This is a genomic window from Parabacteroides sp. AF14-59, assembly GCF_003479515.1.
GTDB lineage: Bacteria > Bacteroidota > Bacteroidia > Bacteroidales > Tannerellaceae > Parabacteroides > Parabacteroides faecis.
In genome coordinates this window covers 171,604-197,395 of sequence record NZ_QUHH01000010.1, presented here as the reverse complement: position 1 = coordinate 197,395, position 25,792 = coordinate 171,604, and the positions used below count along the sequence as shown (strand labels likewise).

Here is a 25,792-nt window from a genome sequence, read left to right as displayed (position 1 = left end):
CCTTAATTGACCCTTTATGTCGTTTATCAACAATATACAATCGGTAGCAAAATACGAAAGCAAAATATTGATCCGGAGTTGGTTCTTTAAAGTGTTTATGGTACTGGCGATACTGATACTCGGATTCTTTGACTTCGGCATGCTCGTAGCAGACGATGGCGGAGGCATGTGGATGCTGAAAGCGCTTCCTTCCAATTTGCCTTATGTCAATCTGTTACTGCTTAATACCGGCCAGGCGGTGATCTGTATCTTTCTTGCTTCGGAATTTTTGAAGAGGGATAAGAAACTGGATACCTCCGAGGTTTTTTATGTCCGTCCGTTGAGTAATGCCGAATATGTGATCGGGAAGATATGGGGAAACCTGCGGGTATTCCTGATACTGAACCTGATCGTGATGGGGATGGCATTGATTTTCAATCTGATCACTTCGGGAATGGCGGTAGATTGGGGAGCGTATCTTCTGTATTTCTTCCTGATAAGCATCCCGACACTGGTTTTCATTATCGGTCTGTCTATTTTCCTGATGCTGGTGTTGAAGAACCAGGCGCTTACCTTTATTATCTTACTGGGATATATCGGGCTGACATTGTTCTATATCAGTGATAAGTTCTATTATCTGTTCGATTATATGGCCTATAGCCTGCCGTTGGTGAAGTCGGGTATCGTCGGTTTTACGAATTGGGAAACGGTATTGAATCACCGGGCTATCTATTTCTTTGCCGGACTGGCTTTTATATTCTTTACGATCTTTCTGTTCCGGCGGTTGCCTAATTCATCACGCAGCAATTATCCGTGGTTATTCCTTTCGTTCTGTATGTTGCTGATAAGTGGTGCGGCAGGGTATAAACATGTTCATTCCATTCTGGGACAAGGGGAGATGCGGACGTTGTATACGGAAGTCAATAATAAATATGTACATACTCCCAAAATGATCATCGAGCAGTATGATATTTCGCTGGAGCAGCAACCGGAAACATTCGTTTCGGAAGTAACGATGAAGGGGTTGGCATTGGAACCGGCTGAGGTATTTACTTTCTGCCTGAATCCGGGGTTACAGGTACAGGAGATAAAGAGGGGAGGGAACAGCCTTGATTTTAAAAGGGATAATCAGATCCTATTGGTTGATTTCGGTCAGGAGATCGTCCCGGGCGATACGGTTACTTTCTCCGTTAAATATGGAGGGAAGATCGATAGTAAATTCTGTTATCTGGATATTCCGGCAGAAGTTTTACAGAAAGAATACAGGAATTTCCTGTTCAATATAGATAAGCAATATGTATTTCAAACGGACGATTACCTGTTGTTCACTCCGGAAACCTACTGGTATCCACGTCCGGGAACATCTTACAGCAATATGAGTCCGGACTGGCAGCAGACCTATTTCAGTAAATTCGGTTTGCAGGTGAAGCCACTTCCGGGATTGACTCCGCTTTCACAGGGGGAAGGGGTAAAGGAGGAAGACGGATCTTATTCGTTTACACCCGAATATCCGGTACAGGCTATTTCTCTGATCGTGGGAAAATATAAACAACAAAGTCTGGAGTCGGACAGTACAGTATATAGTATATGGCATATCGAAGGGAATGATTACTATACGGCTACATTCGATTCTATCCTCGATACGATACCGAGTTTCGTCCGTAATATGCGGGAGAACCTGGAACGTACCTATCGGTTGAGTTATCCGTTCAACCGTTTTTCTGTGATTGAAGTGCCGGTACAATTCTCTACCTATACCCGTGCCTGGTCGCAAGCCCAGGAAGCTGTCCAACCCGAGATGGTCCTTTTCCCGGAAAAAGGGTGTGTCTTCGGACAACTCGATGTAGATAGAGCCTGGCGTAACCAAATAAAATGGTCGAAAAGGGGCGGGCGTGAGATCACTGAAGAAGAGGCGAAGATACGTGCGCTGAATAATTTCTTCTGGATTTTCCAGCGACCGGAAGGGAACTATAATTTCTCTTCTGCCGGACGGGGTAATTACAATATTTCTTCACAGGCAAATCCCTATTTCCTGTTTCCCCAGTTATATAATTACCGGTATAACATCTTTTCTCCCGATTGGCCGGTTGCTAATGCGGCTATCGAACTTTACCTGCAGAAGAAATCGGATAACTACGGCTGGGAACGTGATATAAACGGTATCAGTAATAATGAAAAAGCAAGCCTGTTGATGGAAAAACAGGGATTTAAGGAACTTCTGGCTAATGTAGAGTACCGCAATTTACTTGAAAATATCGTCAGCTTGAAGGTCTACCGCCTGTTTGCCGATCCGGAGATCAGTATCGGGGTGAACGCATTCAGGGATTCTGTGTATGCATTGCTGGAAAAGAATACATTCCGGAATATCCAGTTTGAGAGTCTGCTGGATACATTAGGAAATATCAGCCATACGGATATCCGTTCGGGACTGTCGGAATGGTCGTATCCTACGCCTCTGCCTTATTATACACTGGGACGGCCGGAAGTAACGCGGATCACGAATCGGGGACAGGAGGTCTTTGTCCTCAGGATGCAGGTCAGCAATAATTCTGATCATGACGGAATTGTTCATATAGATATACAGGGAGTGGGCAGGCGTGACCAGAACAACATCGATCCGCGCACCAGCCGGAAGATTCCTTTAGCGGCCCATCAGACAAAAGAGTTGGTGTCCGTATGGGAAGAGGCACCGCGTGATGTCACTGTCAATACTTTGATATCCGGCAATCTGCCGAGTGTGATCAATCAACCTGTAGGGAATATCAAACAGGAAAGAAGGCAGAATATAGATACCGAGGGTGATTTCATCGTTTCAACTTCTTCGCAGGATATTGAAGGGGAGATCATTGTCGATAATGAAGATACGACTTTGTTTGTCCTGTCTGAACCGGATGTAGTGGGTATGCTGCCTAAATGGTTGGATAAAGTAGAGGATACCTCGTTCAAGTATTCCGGTGTCTCCGACTGGCGGCCACCCTTGCAATGGACAGCTACGACGAATGCCAATTATTACGGAAAATACATCCGTTCCGCTTACGTGATAAAAAGCGGTAACGGCAGCCAGACGGCTACCTGGAAGATTCCGGTACCTGCCGAAGGACAGTATGATGTTTATTATTATGTCAGCAAGAACAATGAAATGCGGTATAACGACCGTGCCCAGGGAGAGTACCGTTTCAAGGTAAAACAGGGAGAAGAGACGGAGGACGCTTATATCGACCTCCGGAAAGCGAATGAGGGATGGGAACAGTTGGGTGTCTATTATTTTGTAGCCGATACTGCATTTATCGTCCTGACAAACGAATGTAAATTAAGAAGTGTAACGGCGGATGCCGTCAAACTGGTAAAACGTTAATCATTAAAAGTCTACTTATATGCAAAGAGAGTTATTACGGATGAAAAAGATGCTTCTTACGGTTCTGGTCCTCTTGGGAGTGCCGCTGGCATCTCACGGGCAGTTGTCGCTGACTATCGAGAAAGCGTTGGATATTGCGGAAGAGAACAGTCCGAACCTGCGCCGTTCGCATATGAACCTGGAGCGGTATCAGGAGACGCTGGTTGCACAGCGGGCTTCCCTCAAATCCAAGTTTTCCCTGAACCTGAATCCGGTGGGGTATGAGAAGAACCGCCGTTTTGACAATCGTTTGTCACAATGGTATACCAATGAGTCATTTACATCCAGCGGAACTTTCCGGGTCGATCAGCCTATCTTATGGACGGATGGAGAGATCTCTTTGATCAATACGTTCGGCTGGCAGGATAACAACTCCAATATCGACGGTGATAAGAATAGTAATAAAGCGTTCAATAATAACCTCTATCTGCAATTATCCCAACCTATCTTCACTTATAACAAGCGAAAAATGGAATTAAAACAGATAGAATATGATTATGAGAATGCCCATATCAGTTATGCCCTGCAACGTCTGAATACGGAAAAAGATATCACGAATCAGTTCTATAATGTGTATATGGCTCAGAGCCAGCTGGCCATTACCCGCGAAGAGTTGGTAAACGCCCAGCAAAGCTATGATATCATCAAGAACAAGGTGGAGGCCGACCTGGCAGCCAAAGATGAGTTATTTCAGGCAGAGCTGAACCTGGCAACGGCTCGTTCTTCAGTGGAAGAACAACAGGTATCTCTTGAGAATACGAAGGATAAGTTGAAACAATCGTTAGGAATGAACCTGGATGAAGACCTGATGGTATTTGCCGAGATAGAAGTCAAGCCGATCGATGTCAATCTGCAACAGGCAATTTCTCACGGTCTGGAATCACGTCTGGAACTTCGCCAGCGGGAAATAGAGAGCGACGAACTCGGTTTTGATATGATCAAGACGAAGGCGTTGAATGAATTTAAAGGAGATATATCTGTCTCTTTTGGTCTGATCGGCGATAATAAACGTTTTGATAAGATTTATGAGAATCCGACACAGAATCCGCGGGTAGCTATCAGCTTTACGGTACCGATCTTTGACTGGGGGGAAAAGAAAGCCCGTATCCGTGCGCAGAAAGTAGCCCAGAATATCAATAAACTCGATTTCCATGAAGATAAGGTCGATATCGAACTGAATATCCGCCAGGTATGGCGTAACCTGGAGAATCTCCGGACACAGATCAAGATCGCTGAACAAAACGTGATGAATGCGCAGCGTACGTACGATCTGAACCTGACCCGTTACCGTGAGGGCGATCTGACCGGTATGGAAATGAGCCAGTTCCAGACACAGTTGTCGAATAAGAAGATTTCTTATACACAGGCGCTTATTAACTATAAGATCGAATTGTTGAATCTTAAAATACTCTCTTTGTACGATTTTGAAATGAATACTCCGATCGTTCCGATGAAAGACTTAATCTCAGAAAAATAATCAGTTATGAAAAAATATAATCATACCCTTGTATCTCTTTTATTACTTGCCGTAATAACAACCGGTTGTAACAACCAGCCGCAAAATGCTCCCAGCGATATCGCTACGCCGGTATCCGTAAAGGAGTTGAAAAAAGGTTCTATCAGCAAACTGATCAATACGACCGGTACGGCACAGCCAACCTATGGTGTCGATCTCAATTCCGAGATGAGCGGTTTGTATAAATTGCAGGTGAATCCCAAGACGGGAAAACCGTTCAAGTTGGGTGACCTGGTTTCAAAAGGACAGTTAATCATCCGTTTGGAAGATAAAGAATATGAAAATGGCATTGCCATAGACGCCAAAGAGCTGAGTTTGGAAATAGCCGAGCAGGAACAAACGAAACAAAAGGCTCTTTATGAAAAAGGCGGCGTGACACTGAGCGAAATGCGTAATACCGAAGTGAAGGTGACGAATGCCCGTTATGACCTGGAGAATGCGAAACTCAACCTGGAGAAGATGAATGTGAAAGCGCCTTTCGACGGAGTAATCGTCAATCTGCCTCATTATACGACAGACGTAAGGGTAGAGCAGGGAAAACCGATGGTCGGATTGATGGATTATGCCCGGATGTATATGGATATCAATCTGCCGGAGAGTGCTATCAGTTATGTGAAAGCCGATCAGCCGGTGTTTATTACGCATTATACATTGCCGGAAGATACGTTGAAAGCCGTGATCAGTGAACTGTCGCCGGCTATCAGCACGGAAACCCGTACCTTTAAAGGGAAGATACTGATCCAGAACGGTGGCCTGAAACTGCGTCCGGGTATGTTTGTTAAGGCGGATATCGTGGTAGACCGTGCCGATAGTGCCATTATCATACCGAAAGATGTCGTACAATCCAACCGCCGTCGTAAATATGTATTCATTGTAGACAAGAATACGGCCATCCTGCGGAATATCAAAACAGGATTGGAGGATGAAGATAATATCGAAGTACTGGAAGGCCTTCGTGAAAATGACAATCTCGTTGTCAAAGGCTTCGAGACATTGAAGGAGAATAGCAAAGTGAAGGTACAAAAATAGAAAAATGTGAAACATTTTTCAGTTGACAGATGACAGTTGACAAGTGACAGTTGGGCTTCGCGTTCGGTAAATAAATCGGCTGAAAGCCGACATAACTGTCAACTGTCACTTGTCAACTGTCAACTTTTGAAATGGCTCACTTTTGATAAATAATGAATATATGAAGAACATTGTCAAATTTGCAGTAAGCAATCCGGTCACAATCTGTATGGTCGTACTGGCAATTCTGTTGCTGGGAAAGATATCGTACGATCAGTTGAGTGTGGACCTGCTACCCGACCTGAATAATCCCCGGCTGTTCATCGAGCTGAAAGCCGGCGAACGTCCGCCGGAAGAGATAGAGAAGCAGTTCGTCAAAAATATGGAGTCGATGGCGATCCGGCAAAGCGATGTGACACAGGTTTCGTCGGTAGTCAAGGCTGGTTCGGCCCGTATCACTGTGGAATATACCTGGACGAAAGACATGGATGAGGCTTTTCTTGATTTGCAGAAAGCGATGAATCCGTTTTCCCAGAATAAAGATATTACCGAGCTGAAGATCACGCAACACGATCCTAACCAGTCGCCGGTTATCCTGATCGGTATGTCCCATCAGACTATAACAGATATGGCGGAGCTACGAAAAGTAGCAGAGAGTTATATCCGGAACGAATTGATCCGGTTGGAAGGCGTTGCTGAAGTAACTTTGTCCGGCCAGGAGGAAAATACCCTGATCATACAGACCGACCCGTATAAACTGGATGCTTTCGGATTGAAGATAGAAGATATTGCCTCCCGTATCGAGGCGAACAACCAAAGTATATCCGGCGGCCGTGTCAGCGAGCTGGGATTGCAGTATCTGGTAAAAAGCTCCAGTATGTTCGGCTCGGAGGCTGATTTTGAAAATCTGATCGTCGGCTATAAGCCGGTGACGAAGCAGGAGACGGCAGCGAATGCCTCCCAGAATACAGGGACGGATGCGGCGGCAGACAAGGCTCCGCTTTTCCTTCGGGAAGTCGCTACCGTTCAATTTGAGAATGCGCGACCCGATAATATCGTCCGCATCAACGGACAGCGGAGTATCGGGCTTTCCATCTATAAGGAAATGCGTTATAATACGGTCAAGGTGGTGGATGGCGTATCCCGTCAGCTGGCTGTTATCGAACAGGCGTTGCCCGGGTATCATTTTAAGGTGATAACCAATCAGGGAACGTTTATCAAGAATGCGATCGGAGAGGTGAAGGAGAGTGCAGTCCTGGGTATTATCCTGGCTGTCATCATCCTGTTTGTTTTCCTTCGCCGGTTCGGGACTACATTGATTGTCAGCATGGCTATTCCGATCTCGATCGTGGCGACTTTCAATCTGATGTTCTTCAACGGACTTACGCTGAATATAATGACGCTCGGAGGATTGGCGCTGGGAGCCGGGATGTTGGTGGATAATGCCATTGTGGTTATCGAAAGCATCTTCCGGAACCAGGAGAGAGGCGTACCTGTGAGGGAAGCGACCATAACCGGAACTTCCGAGGTAGCGGGGGCGGTGATCGCTTCGACGCTGACTACGATTGTGGTGTTCCTGCCGATCGTCTATCTGCATGGGGCTTCGGGCGAGTTATTCAAGGACCAGGCATGGACGGTGACGTTCTCGCTGGTATCATCGTTGTTTGTGGCTATATTGGTGATTCCGATGTTGTATGATCGGTTGGTGAAACATTCTCATTCTTCCGGTGAAAATGACACACCCCCTACCCCCTCTCAAGAGGGGAAAAGGATACCTTCGGACACTAAGAGGAAATTAGGAGGAACAGGTCTTCAGATGACAGGTTACAGCCGTATTTTACGAAGTTTGATCAGTCATCGCTGGATAGTTATTGGAGCAGCTGTTGGCTTGATGGTCGTAACGGTTTTCCTGTTGCCGTTTATTGGGACGGAGTTTATGCCGCGGACGGAAAGCAAGGCGTTTACTGTCCTGGTGAAAATGCCGGAAGGGACGCGGCTGGAACGTACTGCCTCGGCTGTCGATAATCTGGAACAGCTGCTTTATACCATTACGGGAGATAGCCTGTCGACCGTTTACAGCCATATCGGTGAAGGGAGCGGCTCGGAAAATGCCATTTTTGAAGGGGAGAACACGGCTATGATGAAAATAATCCTTTCTCCCGCCTGCCCGGTATCGCCGGAAGCGGTTATCGAACAGTTTGTACGTACGGCGGAGAATCCTGACGGATTGGAGTTGACTATCAAGCAGGAAGAAAACTCACTGAGCTCGTTGCTGGGCAGCGAAGGCGCCCCTATCGTAGTCGAGGTGAAAGGAGAGGAACTGGACGAGATAGCCGCTATTACGGAAGAAGTGAAGAACCGGATGCAGGACGTTTCCGGCCTTTATAATATCATGTCGTCTATCGAAGACGGTGCCCCGGAGATCACCATCTCCATCGACCGGACAATGGCAGGTATCAATAACCTGAGCGTATCGACCGTGATCGAGCAGTTGAAACAGCAGCTGGGCGGGAAAGAGGCCGGAAAGATGGAATACCGCGGGGAGATGCGCGATATCATTATTAAAGTACCTGATATCCCGTTGCGTGCCCTGGGTGACCTGGTCATCAAGAACGGTGAACAGGAATTCCGTCTGCGCGAGATAGCGACCCTGGAAGAATCGCAGGCCCCGAAAGAGATCTACCGGCGTAACCAGAACCGTATCAGTAAAGTGATGGCCAATATGGATACGGGTAAATCGCTCGATAAGCTGGCGGAGGAGATCCGTCAGTCGGTCAGAGATATCGAATTGCCTAACAATTATTCAATCACCGTAACGGGAGAAGAGGAAAAGCGGCAGGAGTCGATGAATAGCCTGCTGTTCGCCCTTGCCTTGTCGGTCATCCTCGTTTATATGGTACTGGCATCACAGTTCGAATCGCTTTTGCATCCGTTCACGATCCTGCTGACCATTCCCTTGGCGGTAGTCGGCGCTATCCTGTTGTTTTTCCTGACGGGGACGACGATCAATATGATGGGTGTGATCGGTATCGTCATGCTGGTCGGTATTGCCGTGAACAACTCGATCATCCTGGTAGACCGCATCAACCAGCTGAAGATGGATCGCGACCTGACTGATGCGATTGTCGAAGCAGGCCAGCAACGTATCCGGCCGATCATCATGACGACGCTGACCACTATCCTGGCATTGCTCCCGATGACCTTCAGTTTCGGTGAAGGGGCTTCGCTCCGTTCACCTATGGCAATAGCCGTGATCGGCGGGTTAGTCACATCTACATTGATGAGTTTGATGGTCATTCCGTGTGTATATTATATTTTGGAGAAGGTGAAAACGGGTTTAACGAATAGAAAAGCATGAACTTTTTACTACATAGAAGAATAACTATCTGTATGTTGTTTATAGCACTGACCATGCTCGGTTACGTGTCGTATAAACAACTGCCGGTGGAGTTATTGCCCAACGCGGAACTGCCGACCCTGTTTGTCCAGGTATCCTCACAGCAGGATATGGACCCTTCGTATGTGGAGTCGGAGGTGATCATCCCGCTGGAAGGAGCGATCAGTTCGATCGGCGGTGTAAATAAGATAGAATCATCCATCGACAGCCGCCAGTCTTCCATACAGGTCGATTTTAAGAATACGGTGAACTTCAAGATCACTTCCCTCAAATTGCAGGAGAAGGTGAACGAGTTGGCTGCTACCTTCCCCGAAGGCTTTACGGTGCAGTTGCAGAAGGTGGATATCAGCCAGTTGGCGAACAACTTTATGGTTCTGCAGGTACGCGGTTCGGGAGGTGTCGACCGGGTGAGGAATATCGTGGATAAAGAGATCCGCACCGATCTGGAGAATGTCGACGGGGTGGCATCCGTAAATGTCTATGGCGGACGGGAGAAAGCGATCGAGATCCGGCTGAACCGGGAAGCCTGCAAAGCCCTGAACCTTACACCGTCTTCTATCAGTGGCCTGCTGACACAAAATACGCAGGATAAAGCCTTTGTCGGTTTTGCGAATGAGCCGGATAGCAAGTACTTTATCCATGTCAACGCACTTTATACGAAAGTATCCGATCTGGAGAATATCGTGGTCGCTCCCGGTCCGGTACTGTTGAAAGATGTCGCTACGGTCTTCTTCGACCTGAAAGAGGAGACTTCCTATAGCCGTGTGAACGGGAAAGATGCCGTCTCTGTCGCCCTGATGAACGATTCGCAGGCGAATCTGATCGACTTGTCTCACCGTGCCCTCGAGGCGATCGACCGGCTGAACGAGAAGCTGGCTTATCTGGACGTGGAGGTTGTGGTGCAGGAGAATACGGCGGAAACGATGGAGAACAATATCAACCAGATTATTAATCTGGCCCTGGTGGGCGGATTGCTGGCCATACTGATCCTGTGGTTGTTCCTGAAGAACCTGCGGCTGGTATTCTTTATCGCTCTTTCCATACCTATTTCGGTCTATACGGCATTCAATTTCTTTTATGCGTTCGGTATAACGATCAACAGCCTGACGCTGGTCGGTATGGCGCTTGCGATCGGGATGCTGCTGGACAACAGTGTCGTCGTGCTGGAGAATATCTATCGCCTGTCGGCAGCCGGTTGTACGCCCGAACGTTCTGTAACGCAAGGAACGAAAGAGGTATGGCGTTCTATTGTGGCGGCAACGTTGACGACGGTCACTGTCTTCCTGCCGTTCGTCTTTTCCGATAATTTTATGATCAAGCTGATCGGACATCATATCGGTGTATCGATCATCTCTACCCTGACGATATCCCTGTTTGTAGCCCTGCTTTTCATTCCGATGGCGACATATGTGCTGCTTCGCCGCCGTCCAAAGGCACCAACGGCACAATTAGGGGACGCAGACGATGCAGAGAACGCAGACGTACGCAGATTTTCTTTTAAAAATTTCTTTCTGCGTAAATCTGCGTCTTCTGCGTTATCTGCGTCCGGTAATACCGACAATGTCTTTTACCAAAAGGTCTCTATCACCCAGCGTCCTGTCCAGATTTATCTGGTTGCCCTGAAAACCTGTATGCGTAATCCGGGTGTGACGATTTTCGGTGCGATCATTCTTTTGTTTGTCACCCTCATCCTTTCCATCACACTGAATGTGCAGGGGATGAAGGAAGTGAATACCGACCGTATCAATGTCTATGTAACCATGCAGACAGGCAGTACGCTGGATAATGCGGATAAACTGGTACGGGTGATTGAAGAGCGGCTCGATAGCTTTCCCGGGAGGAAAGAACTGATCAGCCGTATCAATGAGAAGAATGCAGTTCTTACCCTTACCTTTACCGACGATTTCGTGGAGAAGGCAGGCAGTAAGATGGCTGAATATAAAGCGTCTGTCCAGGGTCTTTTGTCTAATATACAGGGAGCCGAGATCTCTGTAGACGAAGCTACGGGCGGTGGAGGCGGTGGCGGATCGGCTATGGCCGGTTTGGGGAACTTTATGCGTCTGCTGGGGATCGGGGATAACCGGGAGCGGATCGTGATAAAGGGAGCCGATTTCGATGTAATGCAATTGGTGGCGGAAGATCTCCGCTATTATCTGGATGAACAGGAGTTTATCCGCCATTCGCGTGTCTCTTATAACCAGCGCCAGCCGGAAATACATCTGGATTTCGATCCGATCCTGCTGACTTCCTATGAAATTACCCGTGCTAATATTTCATCCGGGTTGGCTGCGCTCAATCCCGAATATTCTTCCGGTACTTCCTTCAAGATAGGAGAGGATACCTATGATATTATTATCCGTAACGATGTCCCCGAAGAGGAGCAGGAACTGGAGGAAGAAGAGGAAGAAAATGCCGAAAATACCCAGAAGGAAAAGACGGTCGACGACCTGCGCCGTGTACAGATACAGAATGCCAACGGAGGTCTGCATAACCTGCAGGATCTGGCATCTATCAATTACGGACGGGGACGCTCCCGTATCATGCGTGTCAATCAGGACAAGCAGATCGAGGTTTTCTATAACTTCTCCAAAGATGTGGAATCGTCGAAAGATCTGCTGGAAGGATACCGTTCGGATATCGATCAGCTGGTTGCGGGTTATAACCTGCCTGCAGGGGTTGCCGTAGAGGTCTTCCATGAGGAGGATGAGTTTGCCGATTTCAAGTTCCTGATATTGGCTGCTTTTATCCTGATCTTTATGATACTGGCTTCTGTCTTCGAATCGCTCGTGACACCTTTTGTATTGCTTTTCTCTATCCCGTTGGCTGCCATAGGCTCCTTGCTGGCTCTGTTGCTGACCAATAACAGCCTGTTGAATGCGAATACATTGACAGGATTCCTTATTTTGCTGGGAGTGGTGGTAAATAACGGTATCATCCTGATCGATTATTCCAATATTCTCCGTAAGCAAGGTTACAGGCGGAACAGGGCGTTGATGACGGCAGGCCTGTCGCGTATCCGTCCGATCCTGATTACTTCGATCACGACGATCGTAGCTATGTTTCCGCTGGCGATGGGAGATTCGGAATATGCCGGTGCGATCGGTGCCCCGTTCGCCATTACGGTCATCGGTGGTTTGACTTTTTCCGCTTTGCTGACATTGATCCTGATCCCTACTGTTTGTATGGGGCTGGAAAATACATTGGAGTGGTATCGTAGTTTATCCCGTAAGATATGGGCACTCCATTTGGTTTTATTCGTGTTGGGTGTAACCTGTATCTGGCTGTATGGCAACGGCATGTTGTGGCAATCCATTTACCTGGTCATTCTGATCTTCGGTATTCCGGGTGTTACCTATTTTGCACAGACCAGCTTGCGGCGGGCTAAATCGAAAGTGATCGATCCGGGAGAAGAGATACATATCTCTGTCCGTAACCTGGTGAAGATCTATGACTGGCCCGGACGTATCAGCCGCCAATGGAACAGCGGATTGCTTATTCGCCGGCATCTGGGATTGAGTAATGAATATCGTTCCCTGAAAGATTTTGTGAATGTGATATGGCAATTCGGTATCTTGCTCTTCGGAATCTATTTTACCTGGTTCTTCATTCATAGTAAGTTATGGATCTTCCTGTTATCATTTGCCATCTATGCAACCCTGCTTTACCTGTGGCGGAAGGTACGGCAATATTTGTTCTTCCGTTTCGGAGATAAAAAGTGGGTGAAATATATAAACCGTGCTATCTTCTGGAGTATCCCTCCCGTCATTCTGTTTATCCTGTTCCGGAAGATGGATAATACGGGGCTGATTTCCGTTGTCGGACTTTTGTGGGCGTTCTGTATTGCAGTTTATATCTCTTCCCAGTATCTGTATGAGCGGGAGATCAATATCGAACGTATAAAAGGACGGCTTGCCGGTTTGCGCCGTTCCTGGTTCCGTATGGTGAAAAGTATTCCGTTGATAGGAAAACAACGAAAGCCGTTCAAGGCGTTGCGGGGTGTCTCTTTCGAGATCCGTACGGGTATGTTCGGTTTGTTAGGACCTAACGGGGCCGGTAAATCCACGCTGATGCGTATTGTCTGCGGTATTTTGGAGCAGAGTTACGGCAGTATATGGATCAACGGACTGGATACCCGTGTCTACCGGGAGGAATTGCAGAGCCTGATCGGTTTCCTGCCGCAGGAATTCGGTACGTACGAGAATATGTCGTCCTGGGAATTCCTCGATTACCAGGCTATCCTGAAAGGATTGACCGATAACGAGCAGCGGAATGAACGTCTGGAATATGTGTTGAAAGCCGTCCATATGTATGAACGGAAAGATGATAAGATCGGTTCTTTCTCCGGCGGTATGAAGCAACGTATCGGGATTGCTCTGATCCTGCTCCATCTGCCCCGTATCCTGGTGGTGGATGAACCTACTGCCGGGCTCGATCCGCGTGAACGTATCCGTTTCCGTAATTTGCTGGTAGAATTGAGTAAGGATCGCATTGTGATCTTCTCGACGCATATCATTGAAGACATATCCAGCTCCTGCAGCCAGGTGGTTGTTATCAATAAAGGTGAACTGAAATATTTCGGTGATCCGACGGATATGGTGGATATGGCAGTCGGTAAAGTCTGGCAGTTCCATATCGACCGGGATTCTTTCGAGCAGGTACTGGATAAAGCGATGGTGGTCCATCATATACAGAATGGCGATACGATACAGGTCCGTTATCTCTCTGTCGATTCTCCTTATGAAGGAGCGGTGCAGGTGGAACCGAACCTGGAAGATGCTTATCTCTGCCTGTTGAAAAATATGGAAGGGGGAAGCCGATAGCAGGATACCTGTGCTGAGCAGTGTAAGATGCTGGTGAAGAACAGTATGGAATGCAAGTGCTAAGCGGTATAAGATAATAGTGATAGATATGTAATAAAAAGATAGTTATGACAATAAAGCAATTGATACCTTTACTGCCCAAAGTAGTAAAATATAATCTGAAGATCATCTTTGCCGGCAAATTCATCTGGTTTTTGCTGGCTGCATTCGTGTTCTTTGCCTATTTTATGTTTCAGTCTGCCTGGAATCGTGCGGAGATCAATGAAGGTCTGATCTATAGCCTGTTGATGTTTCCTTGTGTCTTGTTGGTTTTCTATCCTGCCGTATTCGGTATTCAGAACGATGAAGACAGCCGGATACTGGAGATACTTTTTGGTATTCCCGATTATAAATATAAGGTCTGGGGTGTACGTTTGCTGATGATCTATGTCGCTATTTTCTTTATCCTGGTTGCTTTTTCCTATTTGGCTACCTTGCTGTTGTATCCGGTCAATCCGTTTGAGATGTCTATCCAGTTGATGTTCCCGCTTGTTTTCTTCGGTAACCTGGCTTTTATGTTCTCCACGATAACGCATAGCGGGAACGGTACAGCCGTACTAACGATCATCCTGGCTATTCTCCTGATGATTACCAGTAAAATGAATTTCATAGAACGCTCTTTCTGGAATATCCTGCTGAATCCTTTTAAAGTGCCCGATAACTTCCTCCCGGTGATCTGGGAAGGATTGATTGTAAAGAATCGTATTTTCCTTTTGATAGGAGGGATCGTCTGGATGATGATAGGACTACTGAATTTGCAGAAGAGGGAGAAGTTTATATAATAGAACAAGCACGGATTACACGTTTCTATTAATTAGATGAGTGTAATCCGTGCCTGAGTTATTGTTTTCAACTATTCTTATCTAACCAACGGCGACCTGCCGGAGATATGGCGAAAAGAAAAGCTCCAAGACCAGCAACACCTAAAAGGATATATAATAATAAAGCTGGTTCCATATTTATTTCTTTTTAAAGGTTAATACTATAAATCCAAAAATACCGAAAAACACCGCAATACTAACAGCGATTGTTATAATTAGAAATTTATCAGTATTAATCTGTATAGCCGTTGTAATAACTGCTCCGCCGACTATTAGCTTCGATACGTCCAATAAATACATTCCATACTCTTTGCGAAGATTTATTTCTTCTCTCCGCATCTGCTCCTGTATGACAGGAACGGCTACAATCCTTGTCTTTTGCTTATTCTTCATAGTTAAATAATTTTGTTACAGGCAAAGATAGGATATATTGTTGAAAGAGAGTAGTGATCTCCGTTAATATTTATATCTCATCCGGCCATGGGCAAGGCTTTCCTGTCGCTTTGAACGATGGGCGCTGTGCTTCCATTTTTCGTAACTGTTTCCCCAGGTCTTTGGATAGATTCTTTACCAGTTTGGGATGAGTGGCGGACAGGTCGTTCTTTTCTCCTATATCGTCGGGAATGTTGAACAATTCCTTCTTTCCAGTCTCATAATAATAGATCAGTTTCCAATCCCCTTGGCGGATCGTGCAGGTCGCTCCGATACCCGGACCGGTGTTTCCCCAAAGATTCGGGAAGTTCCAGTAGAGGCTGCGTCCCCTGGAAGGATCGCCGGTGTTGGTCAGTAACGGCATGAAGCTGACACCGTCGACAGGCTGGATCGTTTTGTATTTCTTTATGCCTGCCATTTCGAGGATGGTAGGGAAGAAATCTTCGATGATGAGGTATTTATCTGTCTTGGTTTGCGGCTGTACTTTTCCCGGCCAGCTGACGATCATCGGTTCGCGGACACCGCCTTCATAGGCAGAACCTTTACCGCTATTCAGCGGGGAGTTCTGGGTATGAGGGACACCGTCACGCCATTCCGGTTCGGCGGCAAGTCCGCCGTTATCCGACATGAAAAGGATAATGGTATTATCTGCCAGGTTATTCTTCTCCAGGTAATCCATGATATCTCCCAGGCTCTTGTCCATACCCTCGATCAGGGCGGCATAAGCGGCCTCTTTCTCTCCCAGTCCCTTATCGACATACTTCTGGTAGAAACGCATATCCTTGTCGATCGGGACGTGGATGGCGTAATGCGACATATACAGGAAGAACGGCTGGTCGTATTGTTGTGCCTTATCCAAGGCTTTCATGGCTTTCTGGGTTAAGGCTTCCGTGATGAAAATATCTTTTCCCCAATACTCATCCAATCCGGGAACGGCGAACCAGGGACTCGGTTTTCCGTCTGTCCGGTTACCGAAATTGGCTTCTCCCAGATAGCTTGCCAGTCCGCCACCGGCATGTCCTGCAATATTCACTTCAAAGCCAAAATGATACGGGTTCTCTCCCGGTGTATCGAGAGCTCCCCAATGTGCCTTCCCGCAGTGGATGGTATGATAGCCGTTATCTTTCAGTATTTGGGCCATAGAAGTGACCTGGTAGGTATGTTCGATGCCGGGAACTTCGCAGATACCGTTCACATTCCAATCCGGCAGTTCCAGGACATCGCTTTTACGGTCGGTGGAGGCATTCTTCGGATAGGTCCAGTTCGTTACCCGGTGACGTCCGGCGTTCATACCGGTGTAGAGGCTGCAACGGCTCGGCGAACTGATACTGGAAGCATACGCCTGGGTGAACATCATTCCCTGACGGGCGAGACGTTCCATATTGGGCGTTTCATATACTTCGTTGTAATGGGTTTTTTCCTTCCAAAAGGGGAGGGAAGTATCCTGCCAGCCCATATCATCTACTAAAAAGAGAATAATATTCGGCCGGTCCTGCGGGGTTGCCGCTTCGGCTTGTCTTGTCGTTCCCAGTAGGGGAATTGCTATGAGTGATACTAATATTCTTTTGTTCATGTTTGTATATTTTATCTCTTATTTATTCAACGTTATAGACACTGAAGTTGCGTATATCCGGTTGTGCTACCGATTGAGAGACCATCAGGCGCAGAGCCGATGCTTCGACTGCCGGGAATTGTTCGATACGTTTATGTCCGACCGACTCGCCCTCGCAGACGGTTTGCCATTTACCGTTTACTTTGGCTTCCACTTTATACCGGCGGATACGTTCGCCATTAGCGATATTCTCCTGGATAATGCAATGGTTGACAGCCTGCGGTTTGTCCAGTTTCAGTGTCAGGCTTTTCTTTTGTCCCGATGCAGAGGCAATGGGAGAGGAGAAGCGGCGGTTGATTTCGTCACCCCATTCTTTCAGCCGTTGCACATCGCCGGCAGGGATCAGTCCGGTCGTATCGGGAGTCAGTCCGACGATCAATGTGGCATTCCTTCCGACTGACTTATAATACATATTCATCAGGCTGTCTACCGGATAGACGGTATTCTCGTCGTCCGGCTCCCAGAACCATTCATGCCGCCCGTTCATGCCACGCAGCGGAGTGTCTGCCATAGCCGGGACCCAGTATTTACCATCCTGGTCACCATGTTTCAGCAGATCGTTATGGTTACGGCTTCCTTCCGTGTTGTTACTGTGTGAGTAAGGGTAGGGGAAAGAGGACCAGCAGGGATAACCGACCGTACCTGACTCGGAACCGCCCCAACGGAAGTCCGCCCGGTCTACATTATGATAGAAAAGGCATTCAGGCTGGTACTTGGTGACGATGGGTAATACATCCGGCCCGTCGCCTTTCGGATCGTCTGCGCCACCGTCAAACCAGATCATAAACAAATCGCCGTAGCGGCTGCAGAGTTCTTCCACCATGCGCTCGCAGAAATGTTTATACCATTGTTGACGGTGGGTGGCAAACTCTCCTTCCCCCTGTACCTTGAAATTATGAACGCCAAAAAGTGAATTCCATCGGATGCCGACATAGATGCCGGGCATTATATCGTATTTTCTACATGAATTGACGAAGTCTCGGATGATATCTCCTTTGCCGTCGCGCCATTTCAACGCTTTCAGGCAATACGGATTGACATCGCTCTGGTAAATGGCAAAGCCTGTCTCGTGTGTTGCCGTTAGTACGGCGAACTTGGCTCCCGCTGCTTTGGCGGCCTGTACCCATTGATCGGTATTCAGCTGGGTCGGGTTGAAGATATTATAATCCTCTATCGGCTGGACACGGTTATTACCCTGACCGTATTTAATGCCGTCGAAGACATGGAGGTCATAATGGAAGACGACGCCCATTTCCGATTCGTGCCACTTCAACTGATGAGGTGCCGGGCGAGGTATCTCCGTTTGTTGTCCCATTGCCGGGAGAAAACTTGCTATCAATAAGATTACCAGATAAAAACGTGTATTCATGTGTTTATGTTTATAAGCTATTTGTAAAAGGATCGTTTGTCTTCTTCAACCAGTCTTTTAACCGGCTGGCAAACTGTTTAATCAGTTCCGGCTGATCGGATGCAATATTGTTTAGTTGGTACGGGTCTTGCTCGCGGTCGAACAGTATCCATTCGTCAGTCTGGCCGTTTGTAGCGTGTACTGCAAATGTATATTTTTTTGTCCGGAAACCTCTGTAACCAGTCGTCAAATTTTCAGAGGAGACTTGATAATAAGGCTGTATTACCTCCTGAACGTTGTCGGGAGAAAGGATAGAAGCAGACAGATCGAACGTCTCCACTTCGGCAGGTATCTCTTCCTGGAAGCCCATTAATGACAATAGTGAAGGATAGAGATCGGCAAAACCGATCATCAGTGTCGAGTCTTGGCGCGGTGCGATCTTCTCCGGCCAGGTGAGTATCATCGGGACGCGCATGGCTTCCTCGTAGTAAATATTCTTTCCGATATGATCGTGCATCCCCATACTGTCACCATGATCGGAGGTGAATACTACGATGGTATTCTCGAAAAGCCCCCGCTCTTTCAGTGCACGGATAATGCGGCCGACCTGGTCGTCAACGCCGGTCATGCAAGCATAATAATCCAGTACGCTCTTCCGGTAGAAATCCCCGTATTCCGTTCCTTTCGGTGCGATGATGGGAGAGTTGCATAGTGATTCGACATCTACATTCCGGTATACCTCTTTGTATTTATCGGGAACCAGGTCATACCCGGTGTGAGGCGGGTTCATGGATACGACCAGGGCGAAGGGTTTATCCCCGTCGCGGAGTTTATTATCTTGATTGGCGATATAGTCGATGGCCCGGTCGGCCTCATATTCCGGCCCCCATTGGTCTACGAAATAGAATTCCTCGCGGCTGGCATCCGTATCCCAGTACATAGGCTTTAGATGATAATCGTACGTCCCGTAGGCGATCCAGTGACTGAAACCGTGACGACGGTCTTTAGGGCACCATTCGTTCCAGGCTATTTTCCCTTTGTTGTTATTCGTATCGATATAAGGTTGGTAAGGAGCATCCAGATGCCATTTGCCGATATACCCCAATTCATATCCCTGATCTTTCAGGACGTCCGACCAGCAGCGTGCCGAGGTAGGCAGTTCGACTCCATAAGGGGCTGTTGCCGAATTACAATTTCCGGTAACTTTACTATGTACAGGATACATTCCCGTCATCAGCATGCCACGTGCCGGGGAAGATACCGGATAACTGCTGATTGCATTGGTAAAGTTAACACCTTCTGATGCCAATTGATCCAGATGAGGTGTTTTTACAGCCTCTTTACCCAGGCATCCTAAAGCATCTCCGCGCCATTGATCAGCCATAATAAAGATCAGGTTTGGAGAAGACTGTTTCTCTTGTGCTTGTATTCCCATTGCTAATATAGGAAATAGCAATAATGTGTGAGTGATAGTTTTTTTCATGGTGCAGTAAAGTTACATAATTATAGTGGAATACAATATCATTTTGAAAGAACAAGACCTCCCGGAGAAAATATGGAGGTCTTGTTTTATCATGAATAGATCATTAATCGCCTTCAGGAAGACTGCTGGTTTCTATCTTCCATCCCGGATTCTGATAAATTGTAGAGGAAGCATAATCAGTGGAACCCTCTGTTTCTGTTGTCAGTCGGAAATGGTCGAAGGCAATCGGGTTCAGATATTTGTTCTGGTTCCAATTGTAACCATTGTAAGCAATATTATTCGTATTGATACGGTAAGGACGAAGATACTGGCTTTCTGATTTTGCAGATACGTTTGCATTTGTATTTCCTGATTCTATCAGATTAACGACCGAAAGAGTAACATCTGCTGCCGGAGTGGGAGTTGGCGTTGTATAACGTGCATAATTTTCACTCCATAAATCGAAACCTTCTACGTGATATCCCTGCATCATATCCAATGCACGCCAACGTTTCAGGTCATTCAGACGAAGTCCTTCGGCAGCAAACTCGATGCGGCGTTCACGACGGATGTTGTAGAGAGTCGTTGATACTAATTCAGAGCCGGAATAACGGGCAAAATCCAATTCTTTATTTAAATCCGTTGCATTTATTGTTTTCTGATAGTCGGTATCCATATTGGCACGTGCACGAAGAGCTTTCCAATATTTTCCACTGTTGGCATCTAACGAGTTGCTCAATTCATAATCGGCTTCCATATAATTCAGATATGCTTCAGCAGCCCGGAATACTACACAAGCTGTGGTAGAAGGCAGCGTCGGACCTTGTGCAGCATCTGTTGTCAGACCTTTTTTTACCGAATAACCGGTAGGGCATTTGTTCTCATTCTGACCCAGCACGATAGGTGCACGATAATAATAACCATATCCGTTCACAAGATATTCAATATTGCTTCCTCCTTCTGATAATAATTCACCGGGTAAAATGGTATTGTATCCTAAACGTGGGTCACGATCGGCTGCTACGGATTCATAGGTCTTATCACCTTGATAACCGGAGTTATTCGCATAGATCGGTAATCCGTTTTCCATCAGGTAAGATTGCATCATACTGCGTGTCCATCCGGTATTTCCACCTCCGTTACGTTGTATATAACCCACTACAAAATGGTTGACAGCAGGAGTAAGACTTGCATCATAGGCTCTCCATAATAATACCTCAGAAGTGCTACTTAACGATTGGCTGTTGAATAGAGACGAATAATCGCTGGATAACGAATATTTATCGGCAACTATTTGAGCAGCTTCTTTGGCTTCCGTCAGGAAGAATCTTATTTCAGAATCGATGTCGATTGAAAAATCTTTCAGATAATCTTTGTTCGCTCCCGGCCATCCCGGACCACCCGGCACGCGTGCTGTCCCTTTGTGGTATTTTTCCCATGTACCTTCAAATAAGGCTACACGGCTTTTCAAAAGGGCGGCACAATCTTTAGTCAGCCGGTTGGTCATGGGCGGAGTTTCTTTCATGTAATAATAGGCCGAGTCCAGGTCTTGCAGGATGAAACGTGCCACTTCATTGCGCGGACGTCTTTTGCTTGCTTCCCTGACAGTCTCATAATCTTCTGTAATCCAGTTTTTCAATATGGGAAAGTCGCCGAGTGCAACTAGTTTGGTATAGTAGATATATGCACGGAAGAAATACATTTCTCCCAAATAATGTTTATTGTTGGCTTCTGTTCCGTTTAATTCCCCATTCTCGAGCCGGGGGCGTACTTTGTCGATGAAATAGTTGACATTACGGATCTTTCCAAAATCCCAGGCACCTCCGCTTTGTGCTACGCGGGTTTCTCCCTTCACAAATGAACTATTGGGATTGCTTGCGGCCTGGTTGTCACTATTGTTGTCGGTGACGAATACCCCCATATTATATTGTCCGGGTGTATGGGAGGGAAGCTGATCGTACAGATTAGCCGAATAAGCAGCCAAATCACTTTCAGTCAATAAATATTTGTCGGTGGGCACAGCGTCCAACGGTTCTTTGTCAAGAAAATCGTTACAGGAGCATAAAGCACCAGCCAATGTTATGATGTATAATAGATTTTTTTTCATTGTTTTTGTATTTTAAAGAGTGATATTTAAACCGAATGAAATAGTTTTAGATAGCGGGTATGTCTTACCATTGCTGAATCCGTTGGCAGCAGTTGCTTCGGGATCGAACATATCGGCTATGCCACTGATAGTGAAAAGATTTTCTGCACTAACATAAATACGGAGCTTTTGGATATTCGCTTTATTCATCCAAGCTCGGGGGAATGTATATCCTATTTGCAGGTTCTTCATACGCATATAAGCTCCGTTTTGTAAATAGCGTGTCTGAGTTTTTTTGTTTTTGTTTCCTTTATCACCCAGATAAGCTTTGGGGTAGTAGGAATCGAGATTTGCTCCGAATACGGAAGTTGTGTTCTCCGGACGGAAATAGTCAAGGTGTTCACTAAAGCCAACCGATTGCCACTCTCCGCCATCAGCTCCCCAAAACATAGGACCGCCTAACCAAATGTCACGTTTCATAACTCCCTGGAAAAACATCTGTACATCGAAACCTTTCCAATCTGCTCCCAGGCTCAGGCCGAAACGGAAGCGAGGCGTATTGTTACCGATTACTTTTAAGTCGCCATGATCTATAGCTGTACTGTTTCCACTGTCGACTACTTTGTCACCGTTCAGGTCGCGATACATAATGTCGCCGGCTCCCCAGGCTGAACCGATTTTACTCTGGTCATTGTTGGCCAGCCATTCGGTCATTTGTTCATCGGATTTAGCGATACCTTCCGTCTCGTATCCCCAGATTTCTCCGATTGTCATTCCGTCGTAGTAAAGCGTATTACCGTCTGCATCCCAAAGAGCTTTAGAAGCATTGGGGTATGAAATAACTTTAGCGCGATAGTCTGAAAGATTAAATCCGGCATTGTAATTCACTTTTCCTATCTGGTCTCTCCAGTTCAGTTGTATTTCCCATCCTTTATTTTTCAGTTCGGCATTGTTCGTGTTCGGAAGAGAGGTTCCTAATATGGCACCCACTTCGGCTGCCGGTCCGACCATGTCTTTGGTTCTGCGGATAAAATACTCGGCAGTTGCATTCAGGCGGTTGTCCAGCATGCCGAGGTCGATACCTATATTAGTATTGTAGATTTTTTCCCAGGTAAGTGTGCTGCTGACCATTCCCGGAACTCCTGCCGTTGTCGGTTTGCCGCCATTCATTAACCAGTTGCCGCCATTAGCCGTTACGCTTTGTGTCAGATAGAACGGATAGTATGAGTCAGTATTCTGATTTCCTAACATACCCCATGAAACACGCGGTTTCAACGTATTGATGATGTTACTTATCGGTTCGAAGAACGATTCGCGTGCTACATTCCATCCTAAAGAGAAAGAAGGGAACACGTTCCAGCGCTGGTCTCTGAGGAAACGGGAAGAACCATCGTAACGAACGTTCATTTCTACCATATACCGGTCCTTATATGAATAGTTGATACGTCCGAAGAATCCGGCAGTCGACCAGTCATTATATTTGGAACTGTTGATTTTATCCTCCCCGGTAGACGCACTGATTTCCGGAACAAGGCTACTGATCACATCGGGACGTTGGGCGCTTAATTCGCGATAGACATATTCTTCGGTATTCATACCAATCAATGCCTTAAAGTAATGGTCTTTCAGCTGTAAAGTATAATCGGTATAAACGCTTGTCGTATAGAAATTACTGTTCAGGTAAGCAGAGCGTGCGAACGAAGCTCCCGGAGAATAACTTCCGCTAAAAGCTAATGCCTGCGGATTCCCGTTTACATCGTGTTCATAGATCGGATTCAAGTTCGTTTGCTTGTTCTGATTGATAATTCTCATGCCGGCTTCTGCGTAAATATTCCATCCTTTAAGCGGGTGGACTACGAGCTGTCCCTGCATATAAATATTATCGTTATGGGTCTTGGAACGTCCGCCGTCTACCAACTGGTTGAGTTTTCCGTTTCTCATATAATAACCGTTCGGGTCTTTAAAAGGCATCATGGGCCACATACGGGCAATATCGTGGTAAAGAAGTCCGCCTTCTTCCAGATAAATAGGGTTGTCGAGGTCAAAACGTACGAACTTTGTGTTAATATTGAAATCTACATATTTGTTTATTTGTGTATTAACCTTAGCAGTTGCATTGTAACGTTTATAATTATCTTCTCCGTAACGCAAGTTACCATTTTGGTTCAGATAACTTCCGGATGCGTAGTATTGTATCTTTTCCGTACCACCGCTCAGACTGATATTATGTTCGTTCGACCATGCCCACTGGAAGTGTTTTTTCCACCAGTTTACATTATCATTAGCTTTTTCATGAAAATGCCAGTTGTTACCGTTGGCAATAGTCGTTGCCGCTAATTCTCCGGCCATGTATTTTTGTATGCGACCGATGGTCTCTTCGTCAAAAATGACACTACCTCCCTGATTGATAGAAGCTTCATTGAAGAAATTTGCGAAACGGTATGAATCGAGTTGATTAGGGAGATTGGTCGGACCGGAATAACGGACGTTATTGTTGTAGTTTATTTGCATTTTCCCGGCTTTACCTTTTTTGGTTGTTATCATAATTACGCCGAACGCTGCCCGCGAACCGTAGATAGAGGAAGAGGAGGCATCTTTCAATACAGAGATGTTTTCAACATCTTCCGGATTCAGGTTGTTCATGTTTCCTTCCATGCCGTCGATCAGGATAAGTGGCTCGCCTTTGGAACCTTTTCCGATCGTTCCTGTACCACGAATATTAACGTTCATGTTCTGACCCAATTGTCCTCCCAGGTCGGCGGTGGATAAGTTTAATCCGGGAACTGCCCCTTGTAAAGACTGTGAAACGGAAGTTACCGGCCTGGATGCTAATACCTTCTTATCGACAGTCGCTACAGCTCCGGTCAGATTAACTTTCTTTTGGGTACCGAACCCTACTACTACTACTTCGTCCAGTGCCTGAGTGTCTTCATTCAATTCTATTTTTAGACTGGATTGTCCGGTAAGTTTGATCTCTTGTGTAGTGTATCCTATGTAGGAGATCACCAGGATATCATCTTTCGAAGCATTGATAGAGAATTTTCCGTCCAAATCGGTAATAGTCCCGTTTGTTGTACCTTTTATTTGAATGGAAGCTCCGATAACGGGTTCATTCAGGTTCTTGTCAATGACAGTACCGCTAATGTTTTGCTGTTGTGCGTATATATGAAATATACTAACCATTAGCAGCACAATTAAAAAAGTGACTCTTTTCTTCATCCTTTTTAGTTTTAAGGTTGTTAATACTAATTTTATTAAATCTTTGTAAGCAAAAGTATCAGGTCTGCCTGGAAGGGATAACATGTGTTTTCTTCATTAACGATGGGCGTTTTCTTTATTTTTTCTGTTGAAAAACAGGATACTGGGTGTTTTATTCATGGATAGTCGGTAGATTATTCATGCATTATATTTATGTTGTTTTTCTTTGTCTTGTTTAGAGGTAATATCCTCTTTTTTTTGTTTCTTTGTATATGTTTGAAATATCTAAATGAGGAGCTTTGTTAATTAGATGATGAGGAAATTTATTGTCGCTATACTATTCTCTATTTTTTATAGTTTTTCCGGTTATGCCTTTTTTGAAAAGGATATCAGGGTGCTCACCATGCAAAACGGACTGGCCGATAATACAGTCTTGTGTATTCATAAAGATATGGATGGTTTTATGTGGTTTGGCACAGATAATGGTTTGAGCCGTTATGATGGAAAAAATATAAAGAATTTCGGTTCGGATGGGCTTTATATGAAAGTTTCCAGTATCCATGAAACCGGAAATAATCTGCTTTGGTTGAATGTGAGCGGGCAACTCTTCTGTTTCGATCGCCGTATGGAGCATTTTGTTTCTATTAATGAAAACGGGAAATTTACCGGAGTTCAAGATG

13 protein-coding genes are annotated in these 25,792 nt (G+C 46.1%); 7 read left to right on the top strand and 6 right to left on the bottom strand.

Going from position 1 to position 25,792, the window contains the following annotated elements; translation table 11 throughout:
* Positions 1–16: 16 nt before the first annotated feature.
* The 6 genes from DWW23_RS12895 (at position 17) to DWW23_RS12870 (ending at position 14,935) form a co-directional block, all read left to right on the top strand.
* Positions 17–3,334 (top strand): xanthan lyase, encoded by a 3,318-nt coding sequence (locus tag DWW23_RS12895; RefSeq protein WP_122353692.1) that lies wholly within the window; start codon positions 17–19, stop codon positions 3,332–3,334.
* Positions 3,335–3,353: 19 nt separating this feature from the next.
* Entirely contained in the window at positions 3,354–4,850 is a 1,497-nt protein-coding gene (locus DWW23_RS12890) for a TolC family protein (protein ID WP_122353691.1), read from the top strand.
* Positions 4,851–4,856: 6 nt separating this feature from the next.
* The gene (locus DWW23_RS12885) at positions 4,857–5,918 is read left to right on the top strand and encodes an efflux RND transporter periplasmic adaptor subunit (protein ID WP_122353690.1); all 1,062 of its coding nucleotides are present in this window, start codon (positions 4,857–4,859) and stop codon (positions 5,916–5,918) included.
* A gap of 160 nt (positions 5,919–6,078) precedes the next feature.
* Positions 6,079–9,255, top strand: coding sequence for an efflux RND transporter permease subunit (locus DWW23_RS12880; RefSeq protein ID WP_122353689.1), 3,177 nt, complete (start codon positions 6,079–6,081; stop codon positions 9,253–9,255).
* Positions 9,252–14,114 carry an efflux RND transporter permease subunit gene (locus DWW23_RS12875; protein ID WP_122353688.1) on the top strand — a complete coding sequence of 1,621 codons (4,863 nt, stop codon included), beginning with the start codon at positions 9,252–9,254 and terminating at the stop codon, positions 14,112–14,114. The genes DWW23_RS12880 and DWW23_RS12875 overlap by 4 nt, the downstream gene beginning before the upstream one ends.
* Before the next feature lie 107 nt (positions 14,115–14,221).
* A complete protein-coding gene (locus DWW23_RS12870; protein ID WP_122353687.1) occupies positions 14,222–14,935 on the top strand; it encodes a hypothetical protein in 714 nt (237 codons plus the stop codon).
* Between the two features lie 177 nt (positions 14,936–15,112).
* Here DWW23_RS12870 and DWW23_RS12865 read toward each other — a convergent pair whose 3' ends face one another.
* From DWW23_RS12865 to DWW23_RS12840, 6 genes are all read right to left on the bottom strand, one after another.
* The gene (locus DWW23_RS12865; RefSeq protein ID WP_122353686.1) at positions 15,113–15,367 is read right to left on the bottom strand and encodes a DUF6722 family protein; all 255 of its coding nucleotides are present in this window, start codon (positions 15,365–15,367) and stop codon (positions 15,113–15,115) included.
* 70 nt (positions 15,368–15,437) lie between these two features.
* Positions 15,438–16,979: a sulfatase gene (locus DWW23_RS12860; RefSeq protein WP_122353685.1), complete on the bottom strand. Its 1,542-nt coding sequence runs from the start codon at positions 16,977–16,979 to the stop codon at positions 15,438–15,440.
* Between the two features lie 22 nt (positions 16,980–17,001).
* A complete protein-coding gene (locus DWW23_RS12855; RefSeq protein WP_370449265.1) occupies positions 17,002–18,333 on the bottom strand; it encodes an alpha-L-fucosidase in 1,332 nt (443 codons plus the stop codon).
* A gap of 64 nt (positions 18,334–18,397) precedes the next feature.
* Positions 18,398–19,849, bottom strand: a complete 1,452-nt coding sequence (locus tag DWW23_RS12850) for a sulfatase (protein ID WP_122353683.1) — start codon at positions 19,847–19,849, stop codon at positions 18,398–18,400.
* 103 nt (positions 19,850–19,952) lie between these two features.
* Positions 19,953–21,935: a RagB/SusD family nutrient uptake outer membrane protein gene (locus tag DWW23_RS12845; RefSeq protein ID WP_122353682.1), complete on the bottom strand. Its 1,983-nt coding sequence runs from the start codon at positions 21,933–21,935 to the stop codon at positions 19,953–19,955.
* A 12-nt stretch (positions 21,936–21,947) separates the two neighbouring features.
* A complete protein-coding gene (locus tag DWW23_RS12840; RefSeq protein WP_370449263.1) occupies positions 21,948–25,097 on the bottom strand; it encodes a SusC/RagA family TonB-linked outer membrane protein in 3,150 nt (1,049 codons plus the stop codon).
* Positions 25,098–25,422: 325 nt separating this feature from the next.
* Between DWW23_RS12840 and DWW23_RS12835 the strand changes: the two genes are divergently transcribed.
* The coding region (locus tag DWW23_RS12835; RefSeq protein WP_199664145.1) for a two-component regulator propeller domain-containing protein at positions 25,423–25,792 on the top strand (370 nt) is incomplete at its 3' end.

What these genes read in the sequence shown, in the direction of transcription:
- DWW23_RS12895 (WP_122353692.1), top strand. Translation starts at nt 17, where the DNA reads ATGTCGTTTATCAACAATATACAATCGGTAGCAAAATACGAAAGCAAA.
- DWW23_RS12890 (WP_122353691.1), top strand. Translation starts at nt 3,354, where the DNA reads ATGCAAAGAGAGTTATTACGGATGAAAAAGATGCTTCTTACGGTTCTG.
- DWW23_RS12885 (WP_122353690.1), top strand. Translation starts at nt 4,857, where the DNA reads ATGAAAAAATATAATCATACCCTTGTATCTCTTTTATTACTTGCCGTA.
- DWW23_RS12880 (WP_122353689.1), top strand. Translation starts at nt 6,079, where the DNA reads ATGAAGAACATTGTCAAATTTGCAGTAAGCAATCCGGTCACAATCTGT.
- DWW23_RS12875 (WP_122353688.1), top strand. Translation starts at nt 9,252, where the DNA reads ATGAACTTTTTACTACATAGAAGAATAACTATCTGTATGTTGTTTATA.
- DWW23_RS12870 (WP_122353687.1), top strand. Translation starts at nt 14,222, where the DNA reads ATGACAATAAAGCAATTGATACCTTTACTGCCCAAAGTAGTAAAATAT.
- DWW23_RS12865 (WP_122353686.1), bottom strand. Translation starts at nt 15,367, where the DNA reads ATGAAGAATAAGCAAAAGACAAGGATTGTAGCCGTTCCTGTCATACAG.
- DWW23_RS12860 (WP_122353685.1), bottom strand. Translation starts at nt 16,979, where the DNA reads ATGAACAAAAGAATATTAGTATCACTCATAGCAATTCCCCTACTGGGA.
- DWW23_RS12855 (WP_370449265.1), bottom strand. Translation starts at nt 18,333, where the DNA reads ATGGGACAACAAACGGAGATACCTCGCCCGGCACCTCATCAGTTGAAG.
- DWW23_RS12850 (WP_122353683.1), bottom strand. Translation starts at nt 19,849, where the DNA reads ATGAAAAAAACTATCACTCACACATTATTGCTATTTCCTATATTAGCA.
- DWW23_RS12845 (WP_122353682.1), bottom strand. Translation starts at nt 21,935, where the DNA reads ATGAAAAAAAATCTATTATACATCATAACATTGGCTGGTGCTTTATGC.
- DWW23_RS12840 (WP_370449263.1), bottom strand. Translation starts at nt 25,097, where the DNA reads ATGGTTAGTATATTTCATATATACGCACAACAGCAAAACATTAGCGGT.